15 protein-coding genes are annotated in these 16153 nt (G+C 68.5%); 5 read left to right on the top strand and 10 right to left on the bottom strand.

Annotation, left to right across the window (positions count from 1 at the left end; genetic code table 11):
- Window positions 1-21 precede the first annotated feature (21 nt).
- The 7 genes from CFB41_RS22695 to CFB41_RS22665 form a co-directional block, all read right to left on the bottom strand.
- A complete protein-coding gene (locus CFB41_RS22695) occupies window positions 22-1623 on the bottom strand; it encodes a 5-guanidino-2-oxopentanoate decarboxylase (protein ID WP_089457950.1) in 1602 nt (533 codons plus the stop codon).
- A gap of 58 nt (window positions 1624-1681) precedes the next feature.
- The gene (locus CFB41_RS22690) at window positions 1682-2320 is read right to left on the bottom strand and encodes a MarC family protein (protein ID WP_089457949.1); all 639 of its coding nucleotides are present in this window, start codon (window positions 2318-2320) and stop codon (window positions 1682-1684) included.
- A gap of 64 nt (window positions 2321-2384) precedes the next feature.
- Window positions 2385-3113: an NAD(P)H-dependent oxidoreductase gene (locus tag CFB41_RS22685; protein ID WP_089457948.1), complete on the bottom strand. Its 729-nt coding sequence runs from the start codon at window positions 3111-3113 to the stop codon at window positions 2385-2387.
- A 41-nt stretch (window positions 3114-3154) separates the two neighbouring features.
- On the bottom strand, window positions 3155-3949 hold the full coding sequence (locus CFB41_RS22680; protein WP_089427802.1) for an ABC transporter permease: 795 nt from the start codon (window positions 3947-3949) through the stop codon (window positions 3155-3157).
- Window positions 3950-3969: 20 nt separating this feature from the next.
- Window positions 3970-4845 (bottom strand): ABC transporter permease, encoded by an 876-nt coding sequence (locus CFB41_RS22675; RefSeq protein WP_089457947.1) that lies wholly within the window; start codon window positions 4843-4845, stop codon window positions 3970-3972.
- A 25-nt stretch (window positions 4846-4870) separates the two neighbouring features.
- Window positions 4871-5980 carry an ABC transporter substrate-binding protein gene (locus CFB41_RS22670; RefSeq protein ID WP_089457946.1) on the bottom strand — a complete coding sequence of 370 codons (1110 nt, stop codon included), beginning with the start codon at window positions 5978-5980 and terminating at the stop codon, window positions 4871-4873.
- Window positions 5981-6094: 114 nt separating this feature from the next.
- Window positions 6095-7261, bottom strand: coding sequence for an ABC transporter ATP-binding protein (locus CFB41_RS22665; protein WP_089457945.1), 1167 nt, complete (start codon window positions 7259-7261; stop codon window positions 6095-6097).
- Window positions 7262-7406: 145 nt separating this feature from the next.
- On the opposite strand from CFB41_RS22665, the gene CFB41_RS22660 reads away from it, so the two are divergent.
- From CFB41_RS22660 to CFB41_RS22650, 3 genes are read left to right on the top strand one after another with little or no spacing between them, the layout of a single operon-like run.
- On the top strand, window positions 7407-8195 hold the full coding sequence (locus CFB41_RS22660; RefSeq protein WP_089457944.1) for an enoyl-CoA hydratase/isomerase family protein: 789 nt from the start codon (window positions 7407-7409) through the stop codon (window positions 8193-8195).
- Window positions 8196-8198: 3 nt separating this feature from the next.
- Window positions 8199-9356 carry an acyl-CoA dehydrogenase family protein gene (locus CFB41_RS22655; RefSeq protein ID WP_089427807.1) on the top strand — a complete coding sequence of 386 codons (1158 nt, stop codon included), beginning with the start codon at window positions 8199-8201 and terminating at the stop codon, window positions 9354-9356.
- A 52-nt stretch (window positions 9357-9408) separates the two neighbouring features.
- Window positions 9409-11544, top strand: a complete 2136-nt coding sequence (locus CFB41_RS22650; RefSeq protein ID WP_089457943.1) for an acetate--CoA ligase family protein — start codon at window positions 9409-9411, stop codon at window positions 11542-11544.
- A 194-nt stretch (window positions 11545-11738) separates the two neighbouring features.
- Here CFB41_RS22650 and CFB41_RS22645 read toward each other — a convergent pair whose 3' ends face one another.
- Window positions 11739-12869 (bottom strand): porin, encoded by a 1131-nt coding sequence (locus tag CFB41_RS22645; RefSeq protein ID WP_089457942.1) that lies wholly within the window; start codon window positions 12867-12869, stop codon window positions 11739-11741.
- Between the two features lie 274 nt (window positions 12870-13143).
- Between CFB41_RS22645 and CFB41_RS22640 the strand changes: the two genes are divergently transcribed.
- Window positions 13144-13722, top strand: a complete 579-nt coding sequence (locus CFB41_RS22640) for a thioesterase family protein (RefSeq protein ID WP_089457941.1) — start codon at window positions 13144-13146, stop codon at window positions 13720-13722.
- A 28-nt stretch (window positions 13723-13750) separates the two neighbouring features.
- The gene (locus CFB41_RS22635) at window positions 13751-15238 is read left to right on the top strand and encodes an aldehyde dehydrogenase (RefSeq protein ID WP_089457940.1); all 1488 of its coding nucleotides are present in this window, start codon (window positions 13751-13753) and stop codon (window positions 15236-15238) included.
- Window positions 15239-15297: 59 nt separating this feature from the next.
- Here CFB41_RS22635 and CFB41_RS22630 read toward each other — a convergent pair whose 3' ends face one another.
- Together CFB41_RS22630 and CFB41_RS22625 are read right to left on the bottom strand one after the other, a co-directional pair.
- Window positions 15298-15705: a type II toxin-antitoxin system VapC family toxin gene (locus tag CFB41_RS22630; RefSeq protein WP_089442827.1), complete on the bottom strand. Its 408-nt coding sequence runs from the start codon at window positions 15703-15705 to the stop codon at window positions 15298-15300.
- Window positions 15702-15944, bottom strand: a complete 243-nt coding sequence (locus CFB41_RS22625) for an antitoxin (protein ID WP_089442828.1) — start codon at window positions 15942-15944, stop codon at window positions 15702-15704. The genes CFB41_RS22630 and CFB41_RS22625 overlap by 4 nt, the downstream gene beginning before the upstream one ends.
- Window positions 15945-16153 lie beyond the last annotated feature (209 nt).

Here is a 16153-nt window from a genome sequence, read left to right as displayed (position 1 = left end):
ATCGCGAGGCCGTTCGCGTTTTCAGCGCGCGCGAATCTCGATCAGATACGGCGCGTCATGCGCCGCCGCCTCGCCGAGCGCCCCGGCCAGCGACGCGCCCTCCTCGACCCGCTGCGCGCCCCATCCATACGCCCGCGCGATCGCGACGAAATCCGGCGTATGCAGATCCACGCCGACCGGCTCGACCCCGCCGTCGACCATCGCACGCTTGATTTCGCCGTAACCGCCGTTGTTCAGCAGCACGACGATCACGCGCGCCCGATGCTGCACCGCGGTGCCGAGCTCCGCAAGCGTGTACTGGAATCCGCCATCGCCGGCGACGCAGACCACCGGCCGCGACGCATCGCCGAGGCTCGCGCCGACGGCCGCCGGCAGCCCGTAGCCGAGCGAGCCGAACCCGACCGACGCGTTGAACCAGCTGCGCGGGCGCGGCGCCGCGAAGCCGACGTTGCCCGCGTAGACGATGCGCGTCGAATCCCCGACGATCGCCGCATCGGGCAGCGCGTCGCGCACGCTGTCGAGCAGCGCGAGATCGCGGCGCATTTCGTCGTTCAGTTCCTGTCGCGCCGCCGCACGGCACTTCGTCGCGCGTTCGACGCCGCCGCGCTCCGCACGGGCGAGCGCGTCGCCGGGCCACACGCGCCGCAGCGCGCGCAGGGTTTCGCCGACGTCGCCGAGCAACGGCAGCGCGGGCACCGCATTGCGGCACAGCTGCTGGGGATCGATATCGATCCGCACGAGCGGCGCGGGCATCGAGAAACTGCGCGTCGCATACAGGTCGTAATCGGTCGGTCCGAGCTCGGTGCCGAGCGCGACGATCAGGTCGCTGTCGCGCATCAGGGCGCGCACCGCGTCGCTCGACGCCGACCACGCGATGCCGAGCGGATGCGCGGGCGGCAGCACGCCGCGCCCGTTGATCGTCATCACGACCGGCGCATCGAGTGCTTCGGCGAGCCACCGTACGTCGTCGGAGGCGTCGAGCGCGCCGCCGCCCGCGAGGATCAGCGGTGCGCGCGCGGCAGCCGCTTTCGCGCGCAGTGCGTCGATGCCGTCGGCCGACGCGGGGCCGGGCGCGACGCGCGGTGGCACAGCCGGCACGGGCGGCAATGTGTCGGCCGACGCCGCGAGCACGTCGAGCGGGATCTGGAGGTGCACCGGGCGCGGCCGACCGCCCGAGAACACCGCGAACGCGCGCGCGATCGCCTGCGGCAATGCGTCGGCGCGCGGCACCGTATAGCTGAACGCGGCAACGTTCCCGGCGAATGCGTGCTGGTCCGGCAGTTCGTGCAGATGGCCGTTGCCCGAGCCGATATCGCCGGACGCATTGACGCTCGAGATCACCAGCATCGGAATCGAATCCGCATACGCCTGCGCCATCGACGTCGCGATGTTCGTCATCCCGGGGCCGGTGATCACGAAACACACGCCGGGCTTGCCGGTCGCGCGCGCATAGCCGTCCGCCATGAAGCCGAGACCCTGCTCGTGGCGCGCGCTCACGTGACGCAGCGTGCTGCCGGCCAGGCCGCGATACAGCTCGATCGTATGCACGCCGGGAATGCCGAACACCGTATCGACGCCGTAGGCGGCGAGCAGGTCGACGAGATACATGCCTACTGTTTTCATGTCTTTTCCAACGTTCAAGGTAGGTTTCTGAATCGCGTACCGGCCGGCGCGGCCACCGTCAATGCGCGAGCCCCGGCAACAATTCGCGCACGCCCTGCGCGAGCATCTGGAACGCGATCGCGGTCAGCACGATCCCCGACAGCCGCTCGACGAGCGTCCTGCCGATCTCGCCGAGCCGCCGGCACCACGACGCCGAGCACGCATACGTGAGCCCGATCACGCCCGCATGCAGCACGCAGGCCGCGCTCAGCGCGAGCAGGTCGGACGGCGTATGAAAGCGCGTCGCGGTCGTGATCACGAGCGACATCACCGCGCTGCCGATCGACAGCGGGAAGATCAGCGGCACCGCGATGTAGTTGCGCCACTGCGCATATTCGAGCCGCCGGTCGCCGCCGCTGCGTTCGTCGTTGGCCGTGCCGCGCATCATCGGAATCGACCACAGGCACAGCACGAGGCCGCCCGTCAGCGTCAGCGCACCGAGCGTGAGGCCGAGCATGCGCAGCAGGAACTGCCCGCCCCAGACCGCGCCGACCATCAGCGCCGCGATCCACGCGAACAGCCTGAACGCGATCTGCCGCTGCGTCACGTCGGGAAAATGCCCGGTGACGGCCGCGTACATCGGGATCGCGACCGGCGGGCAGAACAGCGTCAGCAGGCCGGTCAGGAACAGTAGCAGGTCGCTCGACGTCAGGGTCATTGCTCGAACTCTCAAGCGGTCGGATGGTTGAGACGCGTATCGGCATCGTGGCCGGGTGTCGCGATCAGTCCTGCGCGGCTTCCTGCGGCGCGCGCTCGCGCGGCCGCATGTCGCCGTCGAAATCGTCGAGCGTCGGGAACGCCATCGGTTCGAGCCGGTCGAGCCGCGCCAGGTAGTCGCCGTACCGGTCGAGCACGGCCGCGCGCTCGGCATCGCCGATATACGGCACGTGATAGCCGACGAACGACGGCAGCACGTCGAAGCCCGCGTAGCCGAGCGTGCCGCGCAGCACGTGGCGCAGCATCAGGTCCATGTCGCCATGCACACCATCCGCGCCGAACATGTAGTCGCGGCCGCCACACGTGTAGGCAAGCAGCGCGCGCTTGCCGCGCATCCCGCCGCGATCGTAGAAGCGCACGCCGCCGTACACCTTGCCCGACACGAGCACACGGTCGATCCAGCCCTTCATGATCGCCGGCACCGAGCACCAGAACAGCGGGAAGCTCAGGATCAGCAGGTCGCACGCCAACAGCTTGTCGAGTTCTGCGGCGATGTCCGGCGCGATCGCGTGCGCGGCGACGTTCTCGCGCTGCTCCAGCGCGTAGACGAGGTAGTCGGGGTTCTTGCGCACGCCGAAATCGGCCGCGCTCGCCACCGGATTCCACTGCATCGCGTACAGGTCGGACACCGTCACGGTGTGCCCCTGCGCCTCGAGCGTACTCACTGCGCGGTGCAGCATCGACGTGGTGAACGACTGCGGTTCGGGATGGGCGTGGACGATCAGGACTTTCATGATGCGATTTTTCTCCGCAACGTAACGTTGAAGGGTGGAACTCACACGGCCCCGGCCGCGCGCTTGCGCAGCAGCGACAGGCCGATCGCGACGCAGGTCGCGACGAGCAGCAGCGTGGACACCGACGCGATCGCCGGGTCGACGTTCTCGCGCATCCCGTCCCACATGCGGCGCGGCAGCGTGTACACGCTCCGGCTCGAGATGAACAGCGTGACGACCAGCTCGTCCCACGACAGGATGAACGCGAACACCGCCGCGGACAGCACCCCCGGCCGGATCGACGGCAGGATCACGTAGCGCAGCGTCTGCGCGAGGTTCGCGCCGAGGCTGCGCGACGCCTGTTCGATCCGCAGGCCGACCGTCGCGAGCGACGCAGACACGGCCACCACGACGTAAGGCACCGACAGCACGACGTGCGACAGGATCACGGCCGGCAGGCTGTCGAGCATCCCGAGCTCGCCCCACAGCCGATAGAACGCGAGCGCCGACACGATCGGCGGCACGATCAGCGGAAACAGGATCACGCCGCGCACGAACTCGCCGCGCCGCGACGCGACCTTCCACAGCCCGATCGCGCACAGCGTGCCGAGCGTGACCGAAATCGCCGACGACGCCAGCGCGATCAGCCCGCTTTGCAGGAAGCTCGACACCCAGCCGTCGTCGTCGAGCAGCACGCCGTAGTGCCGCAACGACAGCGCGCCGTCCGGCATCGACAGGTAGTCGCTCGGCGTCAGCGAGACGGGCACCGACACGAGCAGCGGCAGCATCAGGAACAGGATCGCGGCCCACGCGACCCCGACCACCAGCGCGCGCCCTGCGGTCATTCGGTTCTTCATCGGTTCGTCCTCCGTTCGAATCAGCGCGCGCCGAACAGCTCGCGCAGGTCGACGAAACGCGCGAGCAACGCGAGCGCCGCCAGGATCGACGCCAGCAGCAGCGACGCGAGCGCCGCCCCGCTGCCCCAGTTCACGAGCTGCAGGATCTGCGTGCTGATGTACTCGGCGATCATTACCGTGCGGCCGCCGCCGAGAATCACCGGCGTCACGTAGAAACCGAGCGAGAAGATGAACACGAGGATCGCCGCGCCGACGATGCCCGGCCGCGTCTGCGGGAAATACACCTTGCGGAACGTGACGAACGCGCCCGCGCCGAGCCCCTGCGACGCACGCGCGAGCTGCGGGTCGATGCCCTTCATGTTCGCGTACAGCGGCAGCACCGCATACGGAATCATGAAGTGGATCATCCCGATCACGACGCCGATCTCGTTGCGCATCAGCGGCAGCGGCGCATCGATCAGCCCGACGCGCATCAGCAGCGTGTTGACGAGCCCCTGCTCGCCGAGCAGGAACAGCCACGAGAACGCACGCACCAGCACCGACGCCCAGAACGGCACGAGCAACCCGAACATCAGCGCCATCCGCTGACGCGGGCCGACGTGCGCCATCGCATAGGCGATCGCGTAGCCGAGCGCGACCGAAAACACCGTGGTGACCGCGCACACGCGCAGCGTCGTCCACAGCACGCGGTGCACGCCGTGGTTCTCCAGCAGCCGCGCGTAGTTCTGCAGGCCGGGCGCCGGCACCGTGAAGCCGAGCCACAGCACGCGCACGAGCGGAACCACGTACAGCACGATCAGCACCGCGAGCAGCGGCACGACGAGCAGCCAGTAGCGGTCGGCCTTCGCGCGGCCGAGCGGGACGGTGCCCGCGGCGGGAGGAGACAGGGTAGTCATGGCGTCACGCTCACGAGACGGCGGATCAGGACGACATCAGGTCGGTGTACTGCGCGAGCGTCGCTTCGTAATGCTGCGCCCACCATTCGGGATTCACCTTGCACTGCTTCGCCCAGTTCTCCGGCGTGCCGGGATTGTCGGCGCGCAGCGCCTGCGGCACCGCCGCCGTCGCGGCCGGCGTCACCGGCCCGTTGCCGAGCAGGGACAGCAGGCGCACCTGCGGCTCGACACCCTGCACGAACTTGATGAACTGCCACACGGCGTCGCCCGACGGGTTGTTCTTCGGCACGCCCCACACGTCGCACGACGCGAGCCCCTGCTCCCACGTATAGCGGAACCGGCCGTTGCTCTCGCGCTGGATCACGTTCGCGCGCGTATGCCAGATGCACGCCATGCTGACTTCGCCGTTGCGCAGCAGTTGCAGGCTGTCCGCGCCCGAATCCCACAGCAGCACGTTCGAGCGCAGCTCCTTGAGTTTTTTCAGCGCGCGCGGCACATCGATCGGATAAACCTTGTCCTTGTCGACGCCGTCGGCCATCAGCGCGGCTTCGAGCGCGCCGCCCATCCACTTCCACAGCCCGCGCTTGCCCGGAAACTTGCCGACGTTCCAGAAATCGGCCCAGTTCTTCGGCGGATTCGCGCCGAACTTGCGCGCGTCGTAGACGAGCACGTAGCTCAGCAGGTACGACGGCACGCCGAAATCCGACGCGAGCCCCGGCAGCGCGTTGCGGCCCACGACCGAGTAGTCGATCGGCCGCAGGAAGCCCTGCTTGCCGAGCTTGATCGCCGCGAAGCCGTCGAGGTCCATCACGTCCCAGATCACGTTCCGGTTCTCGACCATCGCCTTGATCTTGCCGTCCTCCGGCGACGAGTCGTAACCCATCTTGATGCCGCTCGCCTTCGTGAACGGGTCCATGTATGCGGAGCGGAACGCCGAACGTGCTTCGCCGCCCCATGCGCTCAGCACGATTTCCTTCGGGTTCGATGCCAGCGCGTCCTTCGCGCCGAGCGACAGCAGCGTCGGCGCGATGCCGGCGGCCGCGCACAGCCGCAGGAAATCGCGGCGGCGTTGCGAGGTCACGGGTTGAAGGTCGCGTGCTTGGTCGAGCAGATCCTGCAGATGGCGGTTCGTCATGGTGTCTCCTCCAGGCTGAACAGCGCCCGCACGCATCTCGGCGTTGTCGGGCACGGGGAATCGGCCGGCGACGACGGCAGCCGCCGCGTCGCGCGGGATGCAGCGTTCGCCGCGTCAGTCGGCCGCGATCCGGCAGGTCGCGTCGCGCTCCCACTGCACGAACACGTCCATGCCGGTGCGCGGCGACGCGAGCCCTCGCCACGCGGGCACGTCCGCCGTCATGCAGCCGAGCGCCGACGTCTCGATCTCGAAGCGGTACGACGAACCGAAATAGCTCCAATGACGGATGCGGCCGGCCACTTCGTTGTGCGCGCCGCCGCACGACGTCGCGGACACGGCGACCTTCTCGGGACGCAGCGCGAACAGCAGCGTGTCGTCGGCTCGTGCGTCGCTCGCGGGCGCGACGAACCGTGTATCGCCGACGCGATAGTGCGTGGTGTCCGCATCGCCGCCGACTGCGACGCCTTCGATGAAGTTGCTCTTGCCGAGGAAATCCGCGACGAAGCGGTTGGCCGGCTGCTCGTACAGCCCGTCCGGCGTGCCGATCTGCTCGAGCCGGCCGTCGCGCATGATCGCGATCCGGTCCGACATCGACAGCGCTTCCTCCTGGTCGTGCGTGACGAACAGGAACGTCGCCCCGAGCCGTTCGTGCAGCGCCTTCAGTTCGACCTGCACCTCGCCGCGCAGCTTGCGGTCGAGCGCGCCGAGCGGTTCGTCGAGCAGCACGAGATCGGGATCGAACACCAGCGCGCGCGCAATCGCGACGCGTTGCTGCTGGCCGCCCGACAACTGGCGCGGCAGCCGATCCGCAAGATGGCCGAGCCGCACGAGATCGAGCGCGGCCTTCACGCGCTTCACCGCGTCGGGCCCCTTCTGCTTGCGCACCATCAGCGGATACGCGACGTTCTGTTCGACCGTCATGTGCGGAAACAGCGCATAGCCCTGGAACACCATCCCGAAGTTGCGCTTCTCCGGCGGCAACGCGACGATGCTGCGGCCGCCCACGCGCAAGTCGCCGGTGGTCGGATGCTCGAAGCCCGCGACGATCGTCAGCAGCGTCGTCTTGCCGGAACCCGACGGCCCGAGGATCGTCAGGAATTCGCCGCGCGGAATCTCGATCGACGTTTCCCGCAACGCATGCACGCTGCCGTAGCGCTTCGACACGCGATCGATCTGCAGGCCTGCGCCGCTCGCGATGCGCTCCGCCGATGCGGTGCGTACCGCATGCGCCCCGGCCCTTCCTTCCTCCACACCTGCCGACGTCTCCATCACCGCGCTCATCGTGTGTCTCCTGGTCGACTCACAATTGGGTTGAACGTTCATTTAACAGAACTTATACTATGCCGAAATGCGGTCCGCAAGTAGCGGCGACCCTTGCCGGCTCTGACACACCCCGACACACAACAACCAGGAGACAGTGATCAGCATGAGCATCGAGGACATCCGAATCGAACGGCACGACGGCGTCGTGACCCTTCGACTGAATCGCCCGGCGAAGCGCAATTCGCTCGCGCGGCCGCATCTCGACTTTCTTCGCGAAACGTTCGACGCGCTCGCGAACGATTCATCGGTACGCTGCGTCGTGCTGACCGGCACCGGCAGCGCATTCTGCGCGGGCGCGGACGTCGACGAGTGGGCCGAGGCCGAGCGCAACGGCGAACTCGACACCTACGGGTGGACCGAACGCGCGCACCGTTTCGTGCAGGCGCTCGCCGCGTTTCCGCGCCCCACCGTCGCCGCATTGAACGGCTCGACGGTCGGCGCGGGCACCGACATCGGCTTCGCGTGCGACTTCCGCATTGCGAGCACGGCCGCGACGCTGCGCTGCGGGTATACGGGCATGGGCTACAGCCCCGACATGGGCGGAAGCTGGTTCCTGCCGCGCCTCGCGCGCCCCGACGTCGCACGCCGCTTCATCTTCCTGAACGAACGCTGGAACGCGCAGGATGCGCTCGCGGCCGGACTGGTCTCCGAAGTCGTCGACGCCGACGCGTTCGCGGAGCACGTCGCCGCGTTCGCCGCGCGGCTCGCGCAAGGGCCGAGCGTCGCGTTCGGTCATACCAAGGCGCTGCTCGCGCAGTCGCTCACGCATACCCTTGCCGAGCAACTGCGCGGCGAGTTGGCGGCCGGCGTCGCTTGCGGTCACAGCGAGGACGGCCAGGAAGCGCTTCGCGCGTCGGTCGAAGGTCGCGCCCCCCATTTTGTCGGGAGATGATTGATGGATTTTTCGCTGACCCAAGAGCAGGACATGCTGGTGACGTCGCTGCGTCAGTTCGTCGAGAAGGAACTCCAGCCCCATGAATTCGCAGTCGATCGCGCGGACGACGTACCGGCCGAACTCGCCGATTCGATCCGCCGCAAGTCGCTCGAGCTCGGCTTCTACGCGTTCAACATGCCCGAGAGCGCGGGCGGCCCGGGCCTCGACTACGTGACGCAGGCGCTGGTGGAGCGCGAGCTCGGCCGCACGAGCTGGGCGCTGCACGTGTTCGTCGCGCGTCCCAGCAAGATCCTGATGGCCTGCAAGGGCGACCAGATCGAGCGCTACCTGAAGCCGGCCGTGCGCGGCGAGCGCGTCGACTGCTTCGCGCTGACCGAACCGGGCGCGGGCTCCGACGCGATGGGCATCCGCACGCGCGCGGTGCGCGACGGCGACGACTACGTGATCAACGGCAGCAAGCATTTCATCAGCCACGCGGATACGGCCGACTTCGTGATCCTGTTCGCCGTCACCGGCGAGGAGGAGGTGCGCGGCCAGAAGCGCAAGCGCGTGACCTGCTTCCTGATCGACAAGGACACGCCGGGCATGACCGTGCGGCGCGGCCCGCACTGCACGAGCCTGCGCGGCTACCACCAGTCGGAGATCTTCCTGTCCGACTGCCGCGTGAGCGCCGCGCAGATCCTCGGCGAAGAGCATCGCGGCTTCGAGCTTGCGAACGACTGGCTCACCGCCGGCCGCGTGATGGTCGCCGCGAACAACATCGGCCGCGCGCAGCGCGCGTTCGAGATGGCCGCCGAATGGGCCGCGACGCGCCACCAGTTCGGCAAGCGCATCGGCGATTTCCAGGGCACGTCGTTCAAGCTCGCCGACATGCAGACCGAGATTCGCGCGGCCGAACTCGTCACGCTCTATACCGCGCAGAAGCTCGACCAGGGCACGATGACCGACGGCGACGCCGCGCTCGCGAAGCTGCTGGCCACCGAGACGCTCGGCCGCGTGACCGATCACGCGGTGCAGATCTACGGCGGGATGGGGTTGATGGACGAACTGCCGATCGAGCGCTTCTGGCGCGATGCGCGCATCGAGCGTATCTGGGAAGGCACGTCCGAGATCCAGCGCCACATCCTGTCCAAGGAAATCCTCCGACGCTACAGCTGACGCGAATCGTCGCGCCGGCGCGCAAGCCGGCGCGCGTTCCGAAAGGACCATCATGACCTCTTCCCCTGAAGTCAGGGATCGCCGTGCCGCCGCCGCGGCCAACCTGCGGCGGCTGCTCGAGCCGGCCCGCATCGCGTTCGTCGGCGGGCGCGGCATCGCGGGCGCCGTACAGCGCTGTCGCCACCACGGCTATGCCGGCGACATCTGGCTCGTCAATCCGAACCATGCCGAGATCGACGGCGTGCGCTGCCATGCCAGCGTCGCCGACCTGCCCGCCGCGCCCGATGCCGCGTTCGTCGCGGTTCCCGCGCGGCAGGCGATCGACGTCGTGCGCGCGCTCGCCGAGCGCGGCGCCGGCGGCGCGATCGTGTACGCGTCGGGTTTCTCCGAAACCGGGGCCGACGGCGCCGCGCTGCAGCAGGCGCTCGTCGACGCCGCCGGCGACATGGCCGTGCTCGGGCCCAACTGCTACGGGTTGATCAACGGCCTGAACGGCAGCGCGCTGTGGCCGGTCGCGCACGGCGCGCCGCGCGTCGAGTCGGGCGTCGCGGTGATCACGCAAAGCGGCAACCTCGCGTACAACCTGTCGATGAGCGCACGCTCGGTGCCGTTCGCGTACCTGGCGAGCGTCGGCAACCAGGCGTCGGTCGACATCGCGCGCCTCGTCGATGCCTTCGTCGACGATCCGCGCATCCACGCGATCGGCGTGCATCTCGAAGGATTGAAGGACGTGCGCGCGTTCAGCGAGGCCGCCGCCCGCGCCCTCGCGCGCGGCGTGCCGATCGTCGCGCTGAAGAGCGGGACCTCGGCGCTCGGCGCGCAGCTCGCGATCAGCCACACGAGTTCGCTCGCGGGCTCGGACGCGCTGTACGACGCACTGTTCCGGCGGCTCGGCGTGATCCGCGTGAAGGACCCGGTCGGCCTCGTCGAAACGCTGAAGCTGCTCGCGATCGCCGGTGTGCCCGAGCGCCGCACGCTCGCCGCGCTGGCGACGTCCGGCGGCGATGCGGGGCTCGTCGCCGATCTCGGCGAAGTGCGCGGCATCGCGTTCCCGCCGGTCGGCGACGCCGGGCGCGACGCGCTCGGCAACGTGCTGCCCGCCTATGCGACGATCGCGAACCCGCTCGATTTCACGACGACACCGTGGGGCGACGCCGACAAGATGCGCGCGTGCTGCGACGCGCTGCTCGCCGACCGACCCGGCGCGGCCGCAATGATCCTCGACTATCCGCAGGAAGCGACCGGTGAACGGCCGCTGTGCGACGTCGCGGCGCAAGCGTTCGCCGCCTCCGCGCGCCAGCACGGCGTGGTCGGCGCGGTCATCTCGGTGTTTCCGGACCTCACGCCGCCCGATCACGCCGCACGCATGGCCGCGGCCGGCATCGCCCCGCTGCAGGGGCTCGCCGACGGGATCGACGCAATCGGCGCGGCGATGACCTACGGCGAGACGCGCCGTCGCGTGCTCGACGCCGATGCGCTGAACGCGCTGCCGGTTCTGCGGGCCGGCAACGGCGGCGGCAATCACGGCGCCACGACGCTGCACGACGAATGGGCGAGCAAGCGGATGCTGGCCGCGCACGGGCTCGACGTACCGTCAGCGGAATGCGTCGCGCCCGCCGATGCGGCGGCCGCCGCGCAGCGGCTCGGGTTTCCGGTCTGCGTGAAAGTGGTCAGCGATCGCCTGCCGCACAAGACCGAGGCCGGCGCGGTCGTGCTGAAGCTCGCGTCGCCCGACGCCGTCGCCGCCGCGGTCGAGCGGATGACCGAACAGGTCGCGCACTACGCGCCGGACGTGCGCGTCGAGCGCATCCTCGTCGAGAAGATGGCCGACGCGCCGCTGCTCGAACTGATCGTCGGCGTGAAGCGCGAGCCGAATTTCGGTCTTGCGCTCGTGCTCGGCGCCGGCGGCGTGCTGGTCGAGCTGATCCGCGACACCGCGACGCTCCTGCTGCCGGTGCGTGAAAGCGACGTGCGCGACGCGCTGCTCGGGCTGAAGCTCGGCCCGTTGCTGACCGGCTATCGCGGACGGCCGAAGGCCGATCTCGATACGGTGGTGGCGAACGTGATGGCGATCGCACGCTTCGCGCAGGCACACGCCGACACGCTCGTCGAACTCGACGTCAATCCGCTGTTGGTGATGGAACGCGGCGCGGTGGCCGTCGATGCGCTGGTGAGGCTCGACGCCTGACACCCGCCGGCCCGCTCATGTATCGCCCCGGCGGGCCGGTGGCAACCGTGCGCGGGTCTTCGCCGCAGTGCGTTCGATGACGCTCGCCGGGCGTGCCGTCCGTGCTCACGCCATCGTCGCCGCGCACATCGCGCAGCGCGGCGACGACGTCACCGTCCAACGCAGGCCCGGGCCGGGCCGTGCGGGGAAAACGATCAGAAGTTGTGCCGCATGCCGATGCGCGCGGCGGCTTGCGTGCGGCTCGTCGACGGCGTGAAGCTGTAGCCGATCACCGCATCGACGCCGTTCGACGCGCGCATCCAGTCGACGGCCGCATAGACGTCGGTGCGCTTGGACAGTGCGTAGTGCGTGCCGAGCGCGACTTCGTGCCAGTGATGGCCTTCGAACGTCGTGTACTGGTAGCCCGCGACGAGCGACAGCGCCGGGGTCGCCTGGTACAGGCCACCCGCCTCGTACACGCGCATCGTCGACGATTGCCCGTAGCCCTTGAACGTCGTGTTGCTGAAATCCGCGTTGAGCGTCAGCTTGCCGAGCGTGTACGACGCGCCGATCCCGAAGATCGACTGCGAGTCGATCGAGAACGGCGTCGAATCGTGCAGGTCGGTGACGGCGCCCGTCGCCGGATCGACGGTCGCGACCGTCTGTCCGAGCATCGTCCTCACGCCCATCTGCGCATACGGATCGAGCGCCGCGAGCCGGCGCGGCGCGTTGAGCCGCGTATAGTTGCCGCCTGCCGAGAAATCGCCGTGCGTGTAGCTCGCGCCCAGGCTCCACGCACTGCCGTCGTGGAAGCTGCCCGCATCGTTGCTGAACGAGTACATGCCGCCGACCACGAGCCCGTGGAAACTGTTGCTGACGAACTTCACCGCGTTCTGCAGCCGGTCGCCGCTCTGGCGGTCGAAGTCGCCCAGGTGCACGCCGTAGCCGCTGCCGAACGCGCTGACGTTGTAGTTCGCGGTGAAATCGAATGCAAAGTCGTACTGGTTGCCGAACGTCAGCGTGCCCCAGTCGTTGCCGAGCCCCACGTACGCCTGCCGCCCGAACATCGCGCCGCCCTGGTTCAGCTTGCCGGTGCCGAGCCGGAACCCGTTCTCGAGCTTGAACACCGCCTTGTTGCCGCCGCCGAGATCCTCGGTGCCCATCAGGCCGACGCGGTTGCCGTACGACACGCCGTCGTCGAACAGGTACGCGTGCGCGCCGCCCGTATTGTTCACGTAGGTGATGCCGCCGTCGATGATCCCGTACAGCGAGACGCTGCTCTGGGCGTGTGCGTAGCCGTGGACCATCACCGACATCATGCCGGCCAGCAGGAAGCGCTTCTTCATTTTTCGGTGTCTCCGGTTTCCGCGCGAGGCGGATCGATTTTTCGTTGTGCGTATCGTGCAGATGCGCCGCCCGCCCTGCTTCGTTTCGGCATCGCGGCGCTGGCGAGTATAGGTTCCGTTGAATGAATGTTCAATTGATTGAGCGATGAATCCGCACCGGTGTTTACACGTATCGGCGATCTCTTTATTGAAAAAACGTTCAACCCGTCATACCATCGACCGGCAGCCCCCGCGGACGACGTGCGGGCCCGTTCCGAACCCTGGAGTGCACTGGATGACGACCCACCTCAGCCCCGCCGCCGAGCCGCGCCTGCGCTCGGCCTACGAAGGACAGAAGGCGCGTCCGTACGACCCCGCCGCACCGATCGCGACGCCCCTCGAACTGCATCGCTGCACCGTGCGGCCCGAGTGGGTCGACTACAACGGCCACATGAGCGAATCGTGCTATCTGCTCGTGTTCGGCGACAGCAGCGATGCGTTCTTCCGCTACTTCGGCATCGACGACGACTATCGCGAGGCCGGCTACTCGATTTACTCGGCGGAAACGCATATCCGCCACCTGCGCGAAGCGATGCTCGGCGAACCGCTCAGGCTCACGGTGCGGCTGCTCGACATGGACGACCGGCGGCTGCACGTGTTCCATTCGATGCACCACACGACGACGGGCGCCCCCCTCGCGACCGGCGAGCAACTGCTGACCCACGTCGACCTGCGCGCGAAACGCTCCGCGCCGTTCCCGGCCGCGATCCGCCGGCATCTCGACGCGATTCACGCCGAACATGCGCGTGCGCCGCACGAGCCGCATGCGGGCCGCGCGATCGCGATCCGCCGCCCGACGCCCGCTTCACGCTGATCTCGCCGACCCACGACGGAGTGTTCTCATGCAGACGAACGACGCCTGGCGCACGCGCGCCGGCCAGCTCGACATCGATTCCCGCGCCTTCGTGAACGGTACGTTCCGCGACGCGCACGACGGCGCCACCTTCGCCTGCACGAGCCCGATCGACGGCCGGGCGCTCGCGCAGGTCGCGCATTGCCGGCAGCCCGACGCCGACCTCGCGGTCGCGGCCGCGCGGCGCGCATTCGAAAGCGGTGCGTGGCGCGACGCGTCGCCGCGCGAACGCAAGCGCGTGATGCTGCGCTGGGCCGCGCTGATCCGCGAGCACGCGGACGATCTCGCGCTGCTCGAAACGCTCGACACCGGCAAGCCGATCGGCGACACGACCACGATCGACATCCCGTCGACCGCCTACTGCGCCGAGTGGTTCGCCGAAGCGATCGACAAGACGGGCGGCGAAGTCGCGCCGGCCGACGCGCATCTCGTCGGGCTCGTCACGCGCGAGCCGATCGGCGTGGTCGCGGCGGTCGTGCCATGGAATTTCCCCGCGATGATCGCGATGTGGAAATGCGCGCCGGCGCTCGCGGCCGGCAACAGCGTCGTGCTGAAACCGTCGGAGAAATCGCCGCTCAGTGCGCTGCGGCTCGCCGCGCTGGCCGCGCAGGCCGGGCTGCCGGCCGGCGTGCTGAACGTGCTGCCGGGCTTCGGCGATGCGGGCGAAGCGCTCGCGCGGCATCCGGACGTCGATTGCATCGCATTTACCGGCTCGACCGCGGTCGGCCACAAGGTCGCGCGCTGCGCGGCCGATTCGAACCTGAAGCGCGTGTGGCTCGAACTCGGCGGCAAGTCGCCGCAGATCGTGCTGCCCGACTGTCCGGACCTCGAACGCGCGGCGCGCACCGTCGCGCATGCGGTGTTCTACAACACCGGGCAGATGTGTACGGCGGGTTCCCGTTTGCTCGTCCATCGTGCGATCCGTGACGAACTCGTCGCGCGCGTGCTCGCGATCGCCCCCGAGTACGCGCCCGGCGATCCGCTGTCGCCCGCGACGCGCATGGGCAGCCTGATCGATGCCGCGCAGGTCGAACGCGTGCTCGGCTACATCGACGCGGGCCGCGACGAGGCGACGTTGCTCGCGGGCGGCAAGCGGGCGCGCGCCGGGAGCGGCGGCCAGTACGTCGAACCGACCGTGTTCGACTGCCCGCGTGCCGACGCGCGGATCGTGCGCGAGGAGATTTTCGGGCCGGTGCTGGCGGTCACGGCGTTCGACGACCTCGATACGGCCATCGCGCACGCGAACGACACGCGCTACGGGCTGGCGGCATCGGTATGGACGGCCAACCTCACGACCGCGCACGAAACCGCGCGCCGGCTGCGGGCCGGCACGGTGTGGGTGAACGGCTACGAGGAAACCGACGACATGAACTTCCCGTTCGGCGGCTTCAAGGAATCGGGCAACGGGCGCGACAACTCGCTGCACGCGCTGGAGAAATATACGGAGTTGAAGTCGACGGTGATTCGGTTGCGGTGAGGTCCGGGCGCCCGCTCGCCGGACGAATCCACGCGCGTTGCAGCCTGACCGTCACGCGATCAGTTTTCACGCGCGTCGGCGAGCCAATCCTCGACCTGTAGCCCCGGGACTCGAGCAAACTCGCGCACGTTATGCGTGACGAGCACCAGACGCCGAGCGCGTGCCTGCCCTGCGATCAACGCATCGTACGGACCGATCGGGGTGCCCGCCGCGGTCAGATGCGCACGAATCTCGCCGGCGTGCTGAGCATCTTCGACATCGAACGACACCCCCTCGAACTGAAGTGCCTCGACACGTGCCACGTTCGCAGCCGCTCTCTGGCTCTTGTAGGCGCCGTAATAGAGTTCATGCGCGACGATCGCCGGCATGCCGAAATCGGCTGGCTGATACATGCGGAGCCGGGCCAGCATGGCCGGCTCGCCTTTCAGGATGGCGATTACCGCGTTGGTATCCAGCAGAAATTTCATTCAAAGACGTCCAGATCCGGTCGCTCCTGAGCGGCAGGCTCGGTCGTGGCGGCGGCTTCGAAATCGGCGTCCACCGGGCCGATCAGCGGCGTGAGCCAGGCCCAGTCTTGCGGCACCGGCTCGAGAATCACGGATGAACCGTGGCGACGAATCCGGACCTCGGTCGTGTCGAAGCGGAAATCCTTCGGCAGACGGACAGCCTGCGATCCGCCATGCTTGAAAATCTTGGCAGTATCCATCCTCGCCCCTCGTGTATCTATGAAATGTATCTATTTTAGCCATTCCGTGCGCCGATGACGAGTCGCCCGATCGGTATATGAACAACGAGCAACAGGGCGTCGCGGAACGCCCGATTCATTCCCAACAGGAAACAATCAACGCACGCCGGCGATTCACGTCGCCGCCCGCACGCCCTAGACTGTCGCATCGCTCCCCTTTCCGGACCCCA

This window comes from Burkholderia sp. AU33803 (assembly GCF_002223095.1).
Lineage (GTDB): Bacteria > Pseudomonadota > Gammaproteobacteria > Burkholderiales > Burkholderiaceae > Burkholderia.
Note: the sequence above shows the minus strand (reverse complement) of the source record. Positions and strands in the feature narration are given on the sequence as shown.